At 70.1% G+C, this 13,436-nt stretch carries 10 protein-coding genes; 6 read left to right on the forward strand and 4 right to left on the reverse strand.

Going from position 1 to position 13,436, the window contains the following annotated elements; translation table 11 throughout:
* Positions 1-29 precede the first annotated feature (29 nt).
* Complete coding sequence (locus IM697_RS25245) at positions 30-2,015, reverse strand: AfsR/SARP family transcriptional regulator (RefSeq protein ID WP_194038387.1); 1,986 nt, start codon at positions 2,013-2,015, stop codon at positions 30-32.
* 272 nt (positions 2,016-2,287) lie between these two features.
* Here IM697_RS25245 and IM697_RS25250 point away from each other — a divergent pair, with 272 nt between their 5' ends.
* The gene (locus IM697_RS25250; RefSeq protein WP_228045021.1) at positions 2,288-2,812 is read left to right on the forward strand and encodes a hypothetical protein; all 525 of its coding nucleotides are present in this window, start codon (positions 2,288-2,290) and stop codon (positions 2,810-2,812) included.
* A 45-nt stretch (positions 2,813-2,857) separates the two neighbouring features.
* Here the strand turns inward: IM697_RS25250 and IM697_RS25255 are convergent, their stop codons facing one another.
* The gene (locus IM697_RS25255; protein WP_194038388.1) at positions 2,858-3,769 is read right to left on the reverse strand and encodes a DUF4231 domain-containing protein; all 912 of its coding nucleotides are present in this window, start codon (positions 3,767-3,769) and stop codon (positions 2,858-2,860) included.
* 128 nt (positions 3,770-3,897) lie between these two features.
* Here IM697_RS25255 and IM697_RS25260 point away from each other — a divergent pair, with 128 nt between their 5' ends.
* From IM697_RS25260 to fxsT, 5 genes are all read left to right on the forward strand, one after another.
* The gene (locus tag IM697_RS25260) at positions 3,898-4,671 is read left to right on the forward strand and encodes an AAC(3) family N-acetyltransferase (protein WP_228044167.1); all 774 of its coding nucleotides are present in this window, start codon (positions 3,898-3,900) and stop codon (positions 4,669-4,671) included.
* 151 nt (positions 4,672-4,822) lie between these two features.
* On the forward strand, positions 4,823-5,005 hold the full coding sequence (locus IM697_RS25265) for an FXSXX-COOH protein (RefSeq protein WP_194038389.1): 183 nt from the start codon (positions 4,823-4,825) through the stop codon (positions 5,003-5,005).
* Positions 5,002-6,222, forward strand: a complete 1,221-nt coding sequence (locus IM697_RS25270; RefSeq protein WP_228044168.1) for an FxsB family cyclophane-forming radical SAM/SPASM peptide maturase — start codon at positions 5,002-5,004, stop codon at positions 6,220-6,222. The genes IM697_RS25265 and IM697_RS25270 overlap by 4 nt, the downstream gene beginning before the upstream one ends.
* Positions 6,223-6,534: 312 nt before the next feature.
* Positions 6,535-7,806: a TIR-like protein FxsC gene (locus IM697_RS25275; RefSeq protein WP_194038390.1), complete on the forward strand. Its 1,272-nt coding sequence runs from the start codon at positions 6,535-6,537 to the stop codon at positions 7,804-7,806.
* On the forward strand, positions 7,796-11,797 hold the full coding sequence (gene fxsT, locus IM697_RS25280) for an FxSxx-COOH system tetratricopeptide repeat protein (protein ID WP_194038391.1): 4,002 nt from the start codon (positions 7,796-7,798) through the stop codon (positions 11,795-11,797). Before IM697_RS25275 ends, fxsT begins: the two co-directional genes overlap by 11 nt.
* Positions 11,798-11,931: 134 nt before the next feature.
* Here fxsT and IM697_RS25285 read toward each other — a convergent pair whose 3' ends face one another.
* Complete coding sequence (locus IM697_RS25285; RefSeq protein ID WP_194038392.1) at positions 11,932-12,327, reverse strand: hypothetical protein; 396 nt, start codon at positions 12,325-12,327, stop codon at positions 11,932-11,934.
* Between the two features lie 218 nt (positions 12,328-12,545).
* Positions 12,546-13,229, reverse strand: a complete 684-nt coding sequence (locus IM697_RS25290) for an ATP-binding protein (protein WP_194038393.1) — start codon at positions 13,227-13,229, stop codon at positions 12,546-12,548.
* Between the last annotated feature and the right edge of the window lie 207 nt (positions 13,230-13,436).

Raw genomic sequence — 13,436 nt, forward strand, 5'->3', positions numbered from 1 at the left:
CTGTACGACGACGAGTTTCGCCGAACGGTTCACCTGCGGGTCGAGTGGCCGGTTCCTCGAAGGGCGGCGCCGAGGTCGCCCAGATGCGTCGAGACCGGCCCCAGAGTGAGCAACCCGCTGCCCGCGCCCGCCAGTTCGTTCACCGCAGGCGAGAGGGCGGCCTGGGCGCGGGCCATGGTCTGCCGGTCGCGCAGGGCCAGTGCGGCACGGGCGGTGAGGCACCACAGGGCCTCCTGGAGGAGGTCGCGGGGCGGTTCGGGCGTCGCGCGGAGGGCGTCGAGGGCCTCGGCGCGGCGGCCCTGGTCGAGGAGGAGCAGGGGACGCGTCCAAGGGGCGTACGGGCCCCAGTCGGTGTGCTCGTCGAAGCGGAGCGGCATGGAGTGCCGCAGGCGCAGACACAGCAGCGCGAGGGGCGGCAGGCCGTGGGCGAGGCCGGGCATTCCGGCTCCGTCGAGCAGGGCGGTCGCGTCACGGTAGGCCGCCTCCACCTCGGCCATGGGTGCCCGGCCGGTGGCGTCCAGTCGCAGGGCGGCGTACCAGCCGGTGAACACGCCCACGAGCGGCCGTTCGTGCCGTGCGGCCAGTGCGTCGGCGGCGGCCGCGTGGTGGTCGGCGGTGGTGAAGTCCCCGAGGGCGCCGCGGGCTTGGAGGCGGACGAGGTGGCCCAGGATCTCGTACGTGGACAGCCCGTGCCGGGCCGCGAGCGCGATCAGCTCCGCGCCGATCGCGTCCCGGCGTGGCGCGAGCCCGGTGCGGTCGAAGCACTGCATGAAGGAGGCGTTGAGGGCGAACGCCAGCAGGGCCGGATCGTCGAGGCGGCGGGCGATCTCCTCGGCATGGCGGGCGGCCTGCGGGCCACGGGCGCTCCGGGTGCCGCGCGACTCCAGGGCGATGGTGGCGAGCAGCCGCGCCCGGTCCGTGGCTCGGGCCTGCCCCGGCAGGGCGGCCAGCGTGCGCTCGGCCGCCGCGACGACCTGTGCGGCCTGTTCCGGGTCGTCGAGGCGGGTCCAGATCGCCGGGACGTCGTAGGCGCCGATCACCCGCGCGGTCAGTTCGGCATCGCCCAGCTCCTCGGCGGCCGCGACGGCGGCGACCCGGTGCTCGCGGGCGGCCGGCAGTCCGCTGCCGCCGGTCATCGCGAGGTTGCGCAGCAGGCCGGTCGTGGACTCCAGGCGGGCGCGGGCGTCGGGGGCGACGGCGCGGTCGTAGGCGGCGGCGACCTGCTCCCAGACCCGGCCGGCCGGATTGTCCGGCGAGCGGCCGAGGCGGTCGGCCTGCCGGAGGATGTCCGTCTCCAGGGCGCGCAGCCCGGGGCCGGGGTCGATGCCCAGGTCGTCGGCCAGCAGCGTTCGCGCCCTGCGCAGGACGTCGAGGGCGTCGGCCTGACGGCCCGTGCGGTACAGGGCCAGGGCGAGCAGGCGCCAGGCGTTCTCGCGCCAGGGATGCTCGGCCGCGTGCGCCCGCAGGTCCGCGGCCACGCGGTCGGCCGGACCGAGGTCGAGCAGGGCCTCGGCCCGCAGTTCCACGGCGTGCAGGCGCAGCTCGGCCAGCCGACGGCTCTCGGCGCGGGCCCACGGCTGCTCGGCGAACTCCGCGTAGGCGGGCCCGCGCCACAGCCCGAGTGCCTCCTCCAGCCGTACGGTCGCCTCCTTCGGCGGGAGCGTCGCGGCGTCGGCGACGGTCCGCTCGAACCGCCACGCGTCGACCGCGTCCGGCGCGGCGCGCAGGGCGTAACCCGGGCCCTCGGTGACCAGCAGCCGGGCCGGAGTACGGGGCGGGCGGTCGGGTTCCAGGGCGCGGCGCAGGGCGGCGACGAAGGTGCGCACCGCTCCCACGGCGTCGCCGGGCGGGTCCGTCCAGAGGTCGTCGACCAAGCGGGCGACGGGCACGACACGGCCCCGGGCGACGATCAGCCGGGCCAGCACCGAGCGGTGTCTCGGCCCTTTCAGGCCGATCGCGCTGCCGTCCACGTCCCAGGCCGTCACCGGGCCCAGCACGCCGAAGGCAGGGGCCATGCCTGCCACCGCCCTCCACCGTCGCGGGTCACCGGACATCGACGGAATGCGCGGTCCGTGGTGATTCCACGATAGGTGGTGATTCCAAGACAGTGGGCCTCCTGTCCGGCCTGCCCTTTCGTGAGCCCGGCGATCGGAGCCACAGGAGATCGGCGGACATGTCGTGTTCTCGCCGTGACAGGTCGTCGTACAGGGGTCGCCGACGGACCCGAGGTGAGTCCGGCAGAGGTGACGGGAAGGACTCTGTCGTGACGAGAACCCCTGCGGTCAGCATCACCGACGAAACCGTCGCCGCCCGCCCCGACGCGGGCCGGACACGTGTCGTCCCCATCGGAGTGACCGGGCACCGATCTCTTCCCGCCTCGGTTCTCCCCCACCTGCGCTCCCGGATGCGGGAACTGCTGCGAGAAGGCGCCGATCTGACGGTGCTGACCAGCCTCGCTGCAGGTGCCGACCAGCTCTTCGCGAAAGTCGCCCTGGACTGCGGTGTACCGGTCACCGCCGTCATCCCGGGCATGGACTACGCGGCCCACCTCGGCAGCGCGACGGATAAGGCGGCGTACCAGCGACTGCTCAGGTGTTGTACGACACGGGTCGATCTGCCCGTCGAGGCGACACACGAGGAGGCGTACGACGCTGCCGGCCGCTGGATCGTCGATCACTGCGACCGGCTCGTCGCGGTGTGGGACGGCTTGCCGGCCCGGGGTCGGGGTGGCACCGGCGACATCGTGGCCTACGCCAGACGGACGGGTGTCCCCGTCACCGTCATCTGGCGCACGGGCGCACGGCGCGACTGAGCCGGTGCAGGCGTTCCCGCCCCGGGCCGCCGTCGCCGCGACGGGTCAACTCCCGACGCCGACCAGCCAGTCGGTGTGCTGCGGCGACATGAGACGCTCCGCCTCCGCGACGGCCTCGGCCCACCCGTTCTCGGTCACGGTGGTGCCCATCGCGACCCGGAGCATCTCCAGGTCCTGTTCGACGAGGGAGTGCGCATGCGTCAGCGGCCGGTGTCGCCGCACCTCCTGCCAGGCCACGCCGGCCGCCGCGGCGGCGCTCAGCAGGCCGGTCAGATCCCAGCTCAGCCCGCCCATGGCCCTGAGGGCCGCCGCGATCAGAGCGAGCGCCGTCAACATGGCGGTGACATACGCCCAGCGCCCCGCGGCATGGCGGGCCTGTGTGGCCCGGTTGCGGTACCAGGTCAGTTGCTCGAGCATGCGATCGCGCAGATAGATGTCTCGGCGTGCTTCGAAGGGCTTGGACCGCACCGCGCGCATGGCGGGGGTGATCTGGCCGGTGCCGCGGGCGGCGCCCGGCCCGTCCCGCGGGTCCGCCCAGCCGACCTTTCGCAGCTCCCGCAGCCGCTCCTCCATCCGCTCCACGAACAGGGCGTCCGGGTCGCGAACCTCAGAGCGGAAGGGGCCGCCGTGGACCATGTACTGCCAGGCGAGCGACTTCAACGTCTCGGCGGCGGCCCGGTGCACCTGCCAGTGCACCCGGGCTCTGCGGCGCGAGCTGTACAGGCCGAGAGCGACGGACAGCGCGTACAGGACGGCCGCGACGGCTACCGGGATGCGGCTGTTGATCCGCTCGGCGAGCATGGCGCAGGCCGCCGCCAGAAGCAGCAGGGCCAGTTGTGTGCGAACCGCGTGGAACGACTCGCTCTGACGGGCGATCGCCCAGTGATCGCTTGCCCGGAAGAGTGGAGGCAGATCACTCTCGCCCACCGTCGTACTGGGACCCGGAATGCCCCTCATCGACGCCCCCGAAGCGCTCGTTCCCCCCAGAAATTCCGAGTATGGGACCGAAATGGTGAGGATGGCCACCCCACTCTTGCGCCATCGCGGCGGGCCATGGGGTGGCCGTCCGGTGAGGGAGGAAGGTCATGCCCGACGCCGGGAGCCTGACTCGGCTTCTCATCGACCTGGGCGTCCGCCGCGGCGGGATCCTGATGGTGCACGCGTCCCTCAGCGGGACAGGGCTGAGTCCGTCGGACGCACGGGATGCGCTGCTGGCCGCACTCGGCCCGGCAGGCACGCTTGTCGCCCCCGCCTTCACCCCGGAGAACTCCGACACTTCACGCGCGCATCGGGCGCTGGTCGAAGGGCTGTCCGAGCGGGAGGTGCAGGACTTCCGGGCGGCGATGCCTCCCTTCGCACCCGATGTGACACCGTGCCCGAGCATGGGAGCGCTCGCCGAGTCCGTACGGACCATGCCTGGCGCCGTGCGCAGCACGCATCCGCAGACCTCGCTGACCGGACTGGGGCCCCGCGCGGCCGAGTTGCTCGCTCGGCACCACCCGCACTGCCACCTGGGCGAGGACTCCCCGCTCGCCGCGCTGTACGAGGCGGACGCCCAAGTGCTGCTGCTGCGGGTGGGGTTCGAGGTGTGCAGCGCGTTCCATCTCGCCGAGTACCGGTTGCGGCCACCGCCGCCGACCCGCACCTACCGATGTGTGACCGGGGCCGTGGGAAACTGGACGTCGTACGAGGATCTCGTCCTGGACGACCGTGACTTCGCCGCGATCGGGGCACGTCTGCCGCGCGGTCTCCTGAACGGCGGGGAGTGGGCCGGCAAGGCCGTCGTCGTCCTCGGTATGCGCGATGCCGTCGACAACGCAGGGATGCAAATGTCCCGATATCGCTCGGGATTGCCCTGAGTGGATGAGTGAGGATTCGTCCTCCGTCGGACCACCGGCCAGGTGGACGCGCGCAGAGCTCTGAAAGAGCATGGACATGGAATGTTTCGGGGCAACATCTCGGCACTCGGCACCACTCAGGGACGCTCAGGGTCAGGGGGAGCAACTACCGATGGATGCGCCTCAGGAAAGCAGCCGCAATACAGGACTGGTGGACATCACCGGGTTCTCGCCTCACCTGCTGGAGACAGTGGCTGAAACGAACACGGCACTTGGGCACGCCCTGCGGCGACGCCTTCAAGAAGCCGACAGTCCGCAAGGGACGACCGACGTCGTCTTCGACAGTGCGCTGTGACCGCATGGGAGGTCGACCCCGCCGAGCCGGGCCGGCCGCCGGGCGTTCCCTTACGGCAGTTCCTGTTGAAGATCCACAGCTTGTGCAATCTGTCCTGCGACTACTGTTATGTGTACTTCGCCGCTGACCAGAGCTGGCGGCAACGGCCCAGCATGATGCCCCTCGACACGGTCCGCCGAGCCGCCGACCGGATCGCCGAGCACGCGCTGGAGCACCGGCTTCGCTCCGTCCGGATCATCCTGCACGGCGGGGAACCTCTGATGGTGGGGAGAACGCACCTCTCCGAACTGCTCACCGTCCTCCATGAACGCCTGGACCCGGTGGTGCCTTTCCACTGCTCGCTCCAGTCGAACGGAACGCTCCTCGACACGAACTTCCTCGAGCTGCTGCTCGACCACCGGGTCGACGTGGCGGTGAGCCTCGACGGGGCACCCGCGGCACACGACCGGCACCGTCGGTTCTCGGACGGCCGCCCGAGCCACCCACGTGTCGCCGCGGCGCTGAAGCTGCTCGGACATCCCAGGTATCGACATCTGTTCGTGGGACTCCTGTGCACCGTGGACCTGGCGAACGACCCCGTCGAAACCTACGAGTCGCTCCTGCGGTTCGAGCCACCGCGCGTCGACTTCCTTCTGCCGCACGGCACTTGGGGTCGTCCGCCCCCGGGCGTCGAAGACCGGACACGCCCCCCGCACCGGCCCCCGGACACCGAGACCCGTGGTGACCGGGTCCCCTACGCCGAGTGGTTGATGTCCGTCTTCGACCGCTGGTTCGACGCGCCACAGCAGGAGACTCGCGTTCGCTCGTTCGAGGAGCTCATGTCCGGCCTGCTCGGCGGCGCCGTGAACACCGAGGCGTTCGGACTCGCACCGCACGACCTCGTGGTCGTGGAGTCCGATGGGACCCTTGAGGACTCCGACTCCCTCAAGGTCGTGGCACCCGGCGCGCCGGTCACCGGGCTCGACGTGTTCCGGCACCCCTTCTCCGACGCCCTTCGCACGGAGGCCATGCGCAGGCGGCAGGCGGGAGCGGACGGTCTCGGGCAGGTCTGCCGGGACTGTGTGTTCACCGACGTCTGCGGAGGCGGCCTGTACACCCACCGCCACCACCCGACGACCGGATTCGCCAACCCCTCGGTCTACTGCGCGGATCTGGCCGTCCTGATCGCCCACATCCGCCGACGCATGAACCATCACCTGATGCGCGCCCCTCAGTGAGCCGGGACCGTGACACCGCGCGCCCCAAGTGCTCAACGAAGCAAGGAGAGTTGAATGCCTTCGATGTGGGGATAGGTGGATATGAACTCGGATCCTGCCGCGCAGGGTACCGCGCGGAGGAAGGGGGGTATCGTTCGCTGTCTCGGCACTGCTCCACCACGGCAAGAACTGAGGGGAACCGGTTGGGGGGTGATGAGGTGTGGAGGTCCACTGTTCCGTGCTCGCTTCCGCCGGCGCCGGACACCCTCCAAGGCGCACAGTGTGGCTCGCTCCACCGTCTGAACCCCGTGGAAGCTGCAGGTCAGGGACTCATTGGAACCGTATTTCTTCCTGAGCTACGCGCGCAGGCGGGGCCCTCGGGTCCTGATCAAACGGTTTTACGACGATCTTTGCACCGAACTGCGTGGCTTACGCGCGAGGACCAGCGAGCCGTTCGGGCGACCCTTTCTCGACGTCCTGTCCATCCAGGTCGGTCAGAACTGGAACGCGGCCCTGGGCGATGCCGTGGGGCATTGCCGGACCATGGTGGCCCTGTACACCTCGGACTACTTCCGCAGCGACTTCTGCGGGCGGGAGTGGAAGGCCTTCGACGACCGGCAGCGCGGCCTGCGCGACGTGACGGGTGTGGACGCGCGAGCGCTCATTCCGGTCCTGTGGGAACCGGTGTCGGGGGTCCCCACCGGCGCCGACCACATACAGTACGAGAACATCGACTTCGGCGAGGACTACGCCCGGTGGGGGTTACGGCGGTTGCTGGTCGCGGACCCGGGCGGGGAGTACATCCGGATCGTGAAACTCCTCGCGCAGCAGATACTGGTCGCCGCGGAGCACTTCCGGATACCGGTGGTCGAGGGTCTCGATCTCAGCGCTCCGGAGGCGGTGGGCCCGTTCCCCTCCACCGACCTCGCGGCGCCGGGCAGCCATGCCCTGGTACTGGTGGCCGCACGGACTGCCGCGACAGCACATCCGCAGCGGGTGCATCCCGCGTGCCGGTGCCACGGAGACAGCCCCGCCGACTGGAATCCGTTCCCCACCGAACACGAGGAACCGCTGGCCACAAGGGCGAGACGCCTTCTGGAGCAGAGCGGCTTCACCGTGCGGACCGAGACCGTCTCGCACCAGCTCGGACAGCACCTCGACCGGGCCCGCGCGCAGGGGTGGGTCGCGGTCCTCCTGGTGGAGGCACAGGCCGCGGCTGACGAGGCGTATCGAAGAGCGATCCGGGCGTACGACCGGGAGAACCATCCCGGCAGTGTCGTGATCGTCCCGTGCGGAGCGGACGAGGCGAGTGATCCGTCGCAGGGCAAGTCCTACTGGGATACGGTCCGCAGCGCGTTCCCCCTGAGCTGGGCGAGCGGCGCCGGCGAACCTTTGCCGTTGGTCCAGCTGGGTGCTTTGTCTGACGATTTCGACGGCCTCCTCCATGCGGTAGTTGCCAAGGCGAGCAACCACCTTTTCTCTTTCTTGGGAGAAGAGGAGGTGTTCCCGACCGACTCCGCGAGCCTTCCCATCCTCGACGTCGTGGCCCCTTTCCGCCCCACACCTTCGAGAGCCGGAGCAAGGAGCAGGACCGATGACCCATGACGACCACGGCCGGGGCACGATCATCACCTTCTACTCCTTCAAGGGCGGCACGGGGCGCACCATGGCGCTGGTCAACACCGCCTGGATCCTCGCCAGCAACGGCCTGCGCGTCCTCGTCGTGGACTGGGACCTGGAGGCGCCCGGACTGCACACCTACCTGCAGCCCCTGCTCGCCGACCCCGAACTCACCGAGAGTGCGGGCGTCATCGAGATGGTGCAGAACTTCGCCCGGGAGGCGACGGCACACGCCGTGGGCTCCCGCGCCGAGGCCGGGGACGCGACCACGGCTCGGCCGCCCTCCCTCGTCGGACTCCGAGAGCACGCACGGGTCGACCAGTACGTCGTGGGCACGGATCTGCGGCTCCCCCCGGGCGGGAGGCTCGACCTGCTACCGGCCGGTGCGCAGGACCCCGACACCTATGCCGTCACCGTCAGCACCTTCGACTGGGGCAAGTTCTACCGCATGGGTGGCAACAACCTGCTGACGGCGTTGCGTGAGGACATGGCAGCGCGTTATGACTACGTGCTGATCGACAGCAGGACCGGGTTCAGTGACACGGCGGGCATCTGCACGGTGGTCCTGCCTGACATCGTGGTGGACTGCTTCACCCTGAGCCGGCAGGGCGTCAACGGCGCCGTCCGGGTGGCGGAGTCGATCCGCCGCAACTCCCACGCCCAGCGGAACATCCGCATCGTGCCGGTGCCCATGCGCGTCGAGGACGCCGGCCGCGACCGTCTCGAGGCCGGGCGATACCAGGCCCGCAGCCTGTTCAGCCCGTTCCTGCACTGGATGCCGGAAGAGGAGTACGACGACTACTGGAACAGCGTCGAGATCCCCTACAAGGCCAGCTACGCCTACGAGGAGATCCCCGCCACCGTAGGAGAGCGGCGTCAGGACGGCACACTGCTCGCCGCATTCGAACGACTCACCGCCCGGATCACCGACAACCGGGTGATCCAGTTGAGCAACATGCCGGAGACCTACCGTCAGCGGCTGCGCAGGGAGTACGAACGCAACTCGCCCGTCAACCGCAAGGACTTCTACGTCAGCTACGCCGCCCCGGACCGGCTCTGGGCGGACTGGGCGGCCGCGGCGTTCCGGGCCGCGGGCTTCGAGGCGAAGCTGGCACCGGTCGAGACGACCGACCTCTCGGCCGCCTCCACGGCGCTGGCCGGGCTGGAGCGCACCCTGGCCGGTGAGTCGCGGCTCGTCGTGCTGCTCTCTTCGCAGTACACGGCTCTCAAGGAGGCACGGGACACCTGGCAGCGCGTCAGCCGTAGGGACTCCAACGGCGAGAACGGCATGATCATTCCGGTCCATGTGGACGACTCCTCGCTCCCACCGGAGTTCACGACCGCCTCCCCGGCCGTCAGCCTTGTCGGAGTCTCCACCGAGGAGGCGGTGCTTCGGCTGCTGGCCGCCGCCGACGGGGAGCAGCCAGGGAGCGGTGCCCGCCATGTCGCGGCGAGTGCGATCCCGTCCACCAGGCTCCCCGGCACACCACCGAAGGTGTCCCGGCTGCCACAGCGCAACGCCGTGTTCACCGGTCGCCGGGCGCTGATCGAGCGTCTGCGGGACAGTCTGCTCTCGGGCGGTTCCACCGCCGTGCTGCCCCAGGCCCTCTACGGACTCGGCGGGGTCGGCAAGACGCAGATCGCCCTGGAGTACGCACACCGCTTCGCCTCGGACTACGACGTGGTCTGGTGGATCAACGCGGCCGAACGGCAGCAGATCCGTCAGGACCTCAGCGCACTCGGCGCGCGCCTCGGAGTGGCCACCGGCGGCAAGGACCTGCGCGCGATATGCAACGAGGTGCTGGACAGGCTGCGCCGCGGCGCTCCCCACTCCCGGTGGCTGCTCGTCTACGACAACGCCGAGAAGGCCGGGGACCTCGACGAACTGATTCCCGTCAGCGGATCCGGCCGGCATGTCCTGATCACCTCCCGCAACCCCGGGTGGGACGAGCGTGCGGCACGCCTCGAGGTCGACCTCTTCACCCGGGAGGAGAGCGTGGCCCTGCTCCGCCGCTACAACCGCGGCCTGGAACGGGTGGAGGCGGACCGGGTGGCGGAGGAACTGGGGGACTTCCCCCTCGCGGTCAGCCTCGCTGCGGCGTCGCTCCAGCAGTCGGCCCTGCCCGTGGACACCTACGTGGAGATGCTTCGTAGTCAGATGACCGACATCCTGCGCAGTCAGCCTGCGCCCGAATACCCGAGTTCCGCCGCAGCCACCTGGCTGCTCTCCCTCAACCAGTTGCGGGAGCGCATGCCCGCAGCCGCCGCGCTCCTGCAGGTGTGCGCGTTCTTCGGCCCCGACCCCATCCCGCGAAGCCTGCTCAACAACCAGACCTCTCGCCGGTTGCTGCAACACCACGACCCGAGTCTGGCGAACCTGCTGATGATGGGCAGGCTGTACGGAGAGATCAAGCGCAACGGGCTGGCGCAGATCGACGAACGCGCCGACACCCTCACCCTGCACCGTCTGGTCCAGCGGGTCCTCAGGGACCAGCTCAGCGCCGAGGAACAGGGCGAGATGCGCGAGCGGGTCCACTCCGTCCTCGGCGAGGGCAACCCCAACAACCCCGACGACTCCGCCAACTGGTCCCACTACGCCGCGCTGCTGCCTCATCTGCGACCGACGCAGGCGGAGGAGAGCGACAAGACCGAGGTGCGGCAGTGGATCTGCGACACGGTCCGCTACCTGTGGCGCAGCGGCGACGCCGCGACGGCCGACCAGACGGCCGAGCGTGTGCTGGGCACCTGGACCTCGCTGTTCGGAGACGACGACGAACTGGTGCTCCAACTGCGCACCGAACTCGGCAACGCCCTGCGCGACCAGGGCCGGCTGTCCAAGGCGTTCTCGGTGACCCGAGACGCCTACGAACGTGGGCGTCGTGTCCTCGGCGAGGACCACCCCTACACCCTGAACGCGGCCATGAGCCTGGGCGCCGACCTGCGTGGTGCCGGACGCTACGAGGAAGCCATGGAAAGCGACAGGGACACGCTCGAGCGGGCACGTCGCGTGTACACGGACTCTCACCCGCGAACCCTGTCGGCGGCGAACAACCTCGCCGTGTCCGAGTTCCTCTCCGGCAACCGGGAGGCGGCGCGCAACACCAACCGGGACATCTTCAAGCAGCGCCAGGAGATCTCCGGTCCCGACGAGCGCTCCACGCTCAACTCGGCCACCAACTACGCCCGCGACCTGCGCGCCGCAGGAGAGTTCCACGAGGCGCTGAAACTCATCGAGGACACCCTCGAGCGAAGCCGGCGCACGCTCGGAAACGAGCACCTGATCACGTTCCGCGCCTCGCTCGGAGCTGCCATCCTCTACCGCCGCCTCGGCGACTCCGAGAAGGCCTACGCGTTGACCAGCGAAACGTACGACCAGTGCCGCAAACAGCTCGGCGACGACCACCCCGACACACTGGCCGTGGCGACGAACCTGTGCTCCGACCGGTACGACCGCGGAGATGCCGTGGAGGGGCGGGACCTCGCCAAGGACACCTTCGAGCGCTACCAGCGCCGGTTCGGCGAGGATCACGTCTTCACCCTCGCGAGCGCCACCAACCTCGCGATCCTGCTGCGCCTCACGGGTGAGCGGGAGGAGGCGCTGCGGCTGTCGGCGCAGGCCCTCGATCGCCTGCGCGGACTCCTCGGCCCTCGGCATCCGTACACGCTCACCTGCATGCTCAACCATGCGACGGACCTGTCGGAGAACGACCGCCACCCGGAGGCGGTCGGAATGGCTCGCGAAGCGTCCGAGGGACTCGAAGCCGTACTCGGCCCCAACCACTACCTGACGATTGCCGGCGCCTCCAACCTCGCCGCACAGCTGCGTCAGGACGAACCGGACGAGGCCCGGCGACTCCACGACGAAGCCGAAGGACGGGCAAGGGAGAGCAAGGAGCTGGGCGGCGAACATCCCATGACCCGCTCGGTCACGGCGTGGCGCCCCATCGACGCGGACATCGAGCCACCGGTCACCTGACCACCGGCTCGGTGGGACGGTCAGTGACCAAAGCCAGTCCGGCGCCTCGGCATCCGAAGGCGCCGGACTGAGCGGGCCCAGCCTCCGACCAGCCGACGACCGAGCGTGAACCGTCCCGTGCTCCCACCCGTGTGTCAACTGGCGAGGAGGCTGCGCACCTCCGTGACCTGCGCCGCACCGAGATCGGCGTAGCGCGCCATGGCCTCTTCGAGAAACTGCCTCGCCCCTCGTGCCTCGCCCTGGACGAGCGCGAGCTTGCCGACTTCCAGCAGAACCTGGTCCGCACCAAGGACGCCCATCTCCACTTCCGTCCAGGCAGCGCCTCGGCGATTTCCCATCCGTCGGTACATGAGGAGTGCGGTGTCGCCGTGTTCCCGTGCGGTGGCCCGATCACCCATCATCCTGCGGAGCGTACAGAGTTCGACGTGCACATCCGCGATGTTCCGCTCACCGCCCAGCTCGTTGAACTCCCGCAACGCCTGTTCCAACAAGGCCTGTGCCTCTGCGTAGGATCCCAAGATCCTCTTCACGATCCCGATCTCGCGCCGGGCCCAGGCGCAGCCGTTCCTTTCCGATGCGCTGGATTTGATCCTCAGAGCAGCGGAGAATGATCCATGCCTCGTTGCGGTGGTTCCCCTTCGGCGACGATCCGGTCGGCGATGTGTCGGATGGTCAGCGGCAGACGGTGTCGTCGACCGTGCGGGAGCCTCGGCGCAGGATGTCGCCGACGACGGATCGGGCAGCGTCCTCACCGAGAGCGCCGACCTCGACATGCACGTCCGCGTCCAGACCGGGCAGCATGCGCGGCTTCGGCCACGTCGTCGAGGACGATCAGGAACGGCCTGCTTCCGACGGCGGACCGCCATTCGCTGCTCATGCTGTCCAGATTGAAGTCTGTCGTCGCCGGAGCCGCGCCGACGATGGTCAGCACCCCGGCGAGGGCGTCCTGCGGCCGGAGCCGACCCGCCGATTCCGCATGGCTGCGGTACGCGACGAAGAGCCGGCCGCCCGGGTCGCGCTCGACGAGGCGGTGGGCCGCCTGGACGGCGAGTTCCGTCTTGCCGCTCCCCGACCGCCCCGTGACGAGGCAGACGAGCGGCCGTGCCGCCGGCGCGGGCGGCTCGGCGGTCAGGAGCCGGTCCAGTTCGCTTTCGCGGCCGGCGAACACTGCCATTCCCGGTGGGAGTGTGTTCGGCCCGTCGCCGCGGTCGGCCGACACGCCGACCGGAGCGGGATCGTCCGTGGCGGGGCTGCCACCGGGCACCAGAACGGCACCCGCGGCCGCGAGGGTGACCAGCGCGAGCAGTGTGCCGAAGAGCCACCAGTTCCAGGTGGCGGTGACCAGATTCGTCACCGCGCCCACGCCGGCCCCGAGGACGGGTCCGGACGCCAGTATCAGCGCCTCACGTCGTCGCCTGGGACTTATGGTCATCGGCCCCCCAACCGTCGCCGAGCGAACTGCACATGCCCGTTCGGACGCGGCTCCACTCCTCGATCGGCAGGGGCATGCCGAGGGGCGGGCCGGATGGGGGGCGACCGGCGACGACCACCACCGGCTTACGTGTGAACGGCCTCTCGCGACGCGCATGGCGTGCGCATCGCGCGGGAACTCCCGGTCTGTTCCTTTCGACGTCTGTCC

Source organism: Streptomyces ferrugineus, from assembly GCF_015160855.1.
GTDB classification, from domain to species: Bacteria; Actinomycetota; Actinomycetes; order Streptomycetales; family Streptomycetaceae; genus Streptomyces; species Streptomyces ferrugineus.

Excerpts from the sequence above, each read along its gene's own strand:
- IM697_RS25245 (WP_194038387.1), bottom strand. The coding sequence starts at position 2,015 with ATGGCCCCTGCCTTCGGCGTGCTGGGCCCGGTGACGGCCTGGGACGTG.
- IM697_RS25255 (WP_194038388.1), bottom strand. The coding sequence starts at position 3,769 with ATGAGGGGCATTCCGGGTCCCAGTACGACGGTGGGCGAGAGTGATCTG.
- IM697_RS25260 (WP_228044167.1), top strand. The coding sequence starts at position 3,898 with ATGCCCGACGCCGGGAGCCTGACTCGGCTTCTCATCGACCTGGGCGTC.
- IM697_RS25265 (WP_194038389.1), top strand. The coding sequence starts at position 4,823 with ATGGATGCGCCTCAGGAAAGCAGCCGCAATACAGGACTGGTGGACATC.
- fxsT (WP_194038391.1), top strand. The coding sequence starts at position 7,796 with ATGACCCATGACGACCACGGCCGGGGCACGATCATCACCTTCTACTCC.
- IM697_RS25290 (WP_194038393.1), bottom strand. The coding sequence starts at position 13,229 with ATGACCATAAGTCCCAGGCGACGACGTGAGGCGCTGATACTGGCGTCC.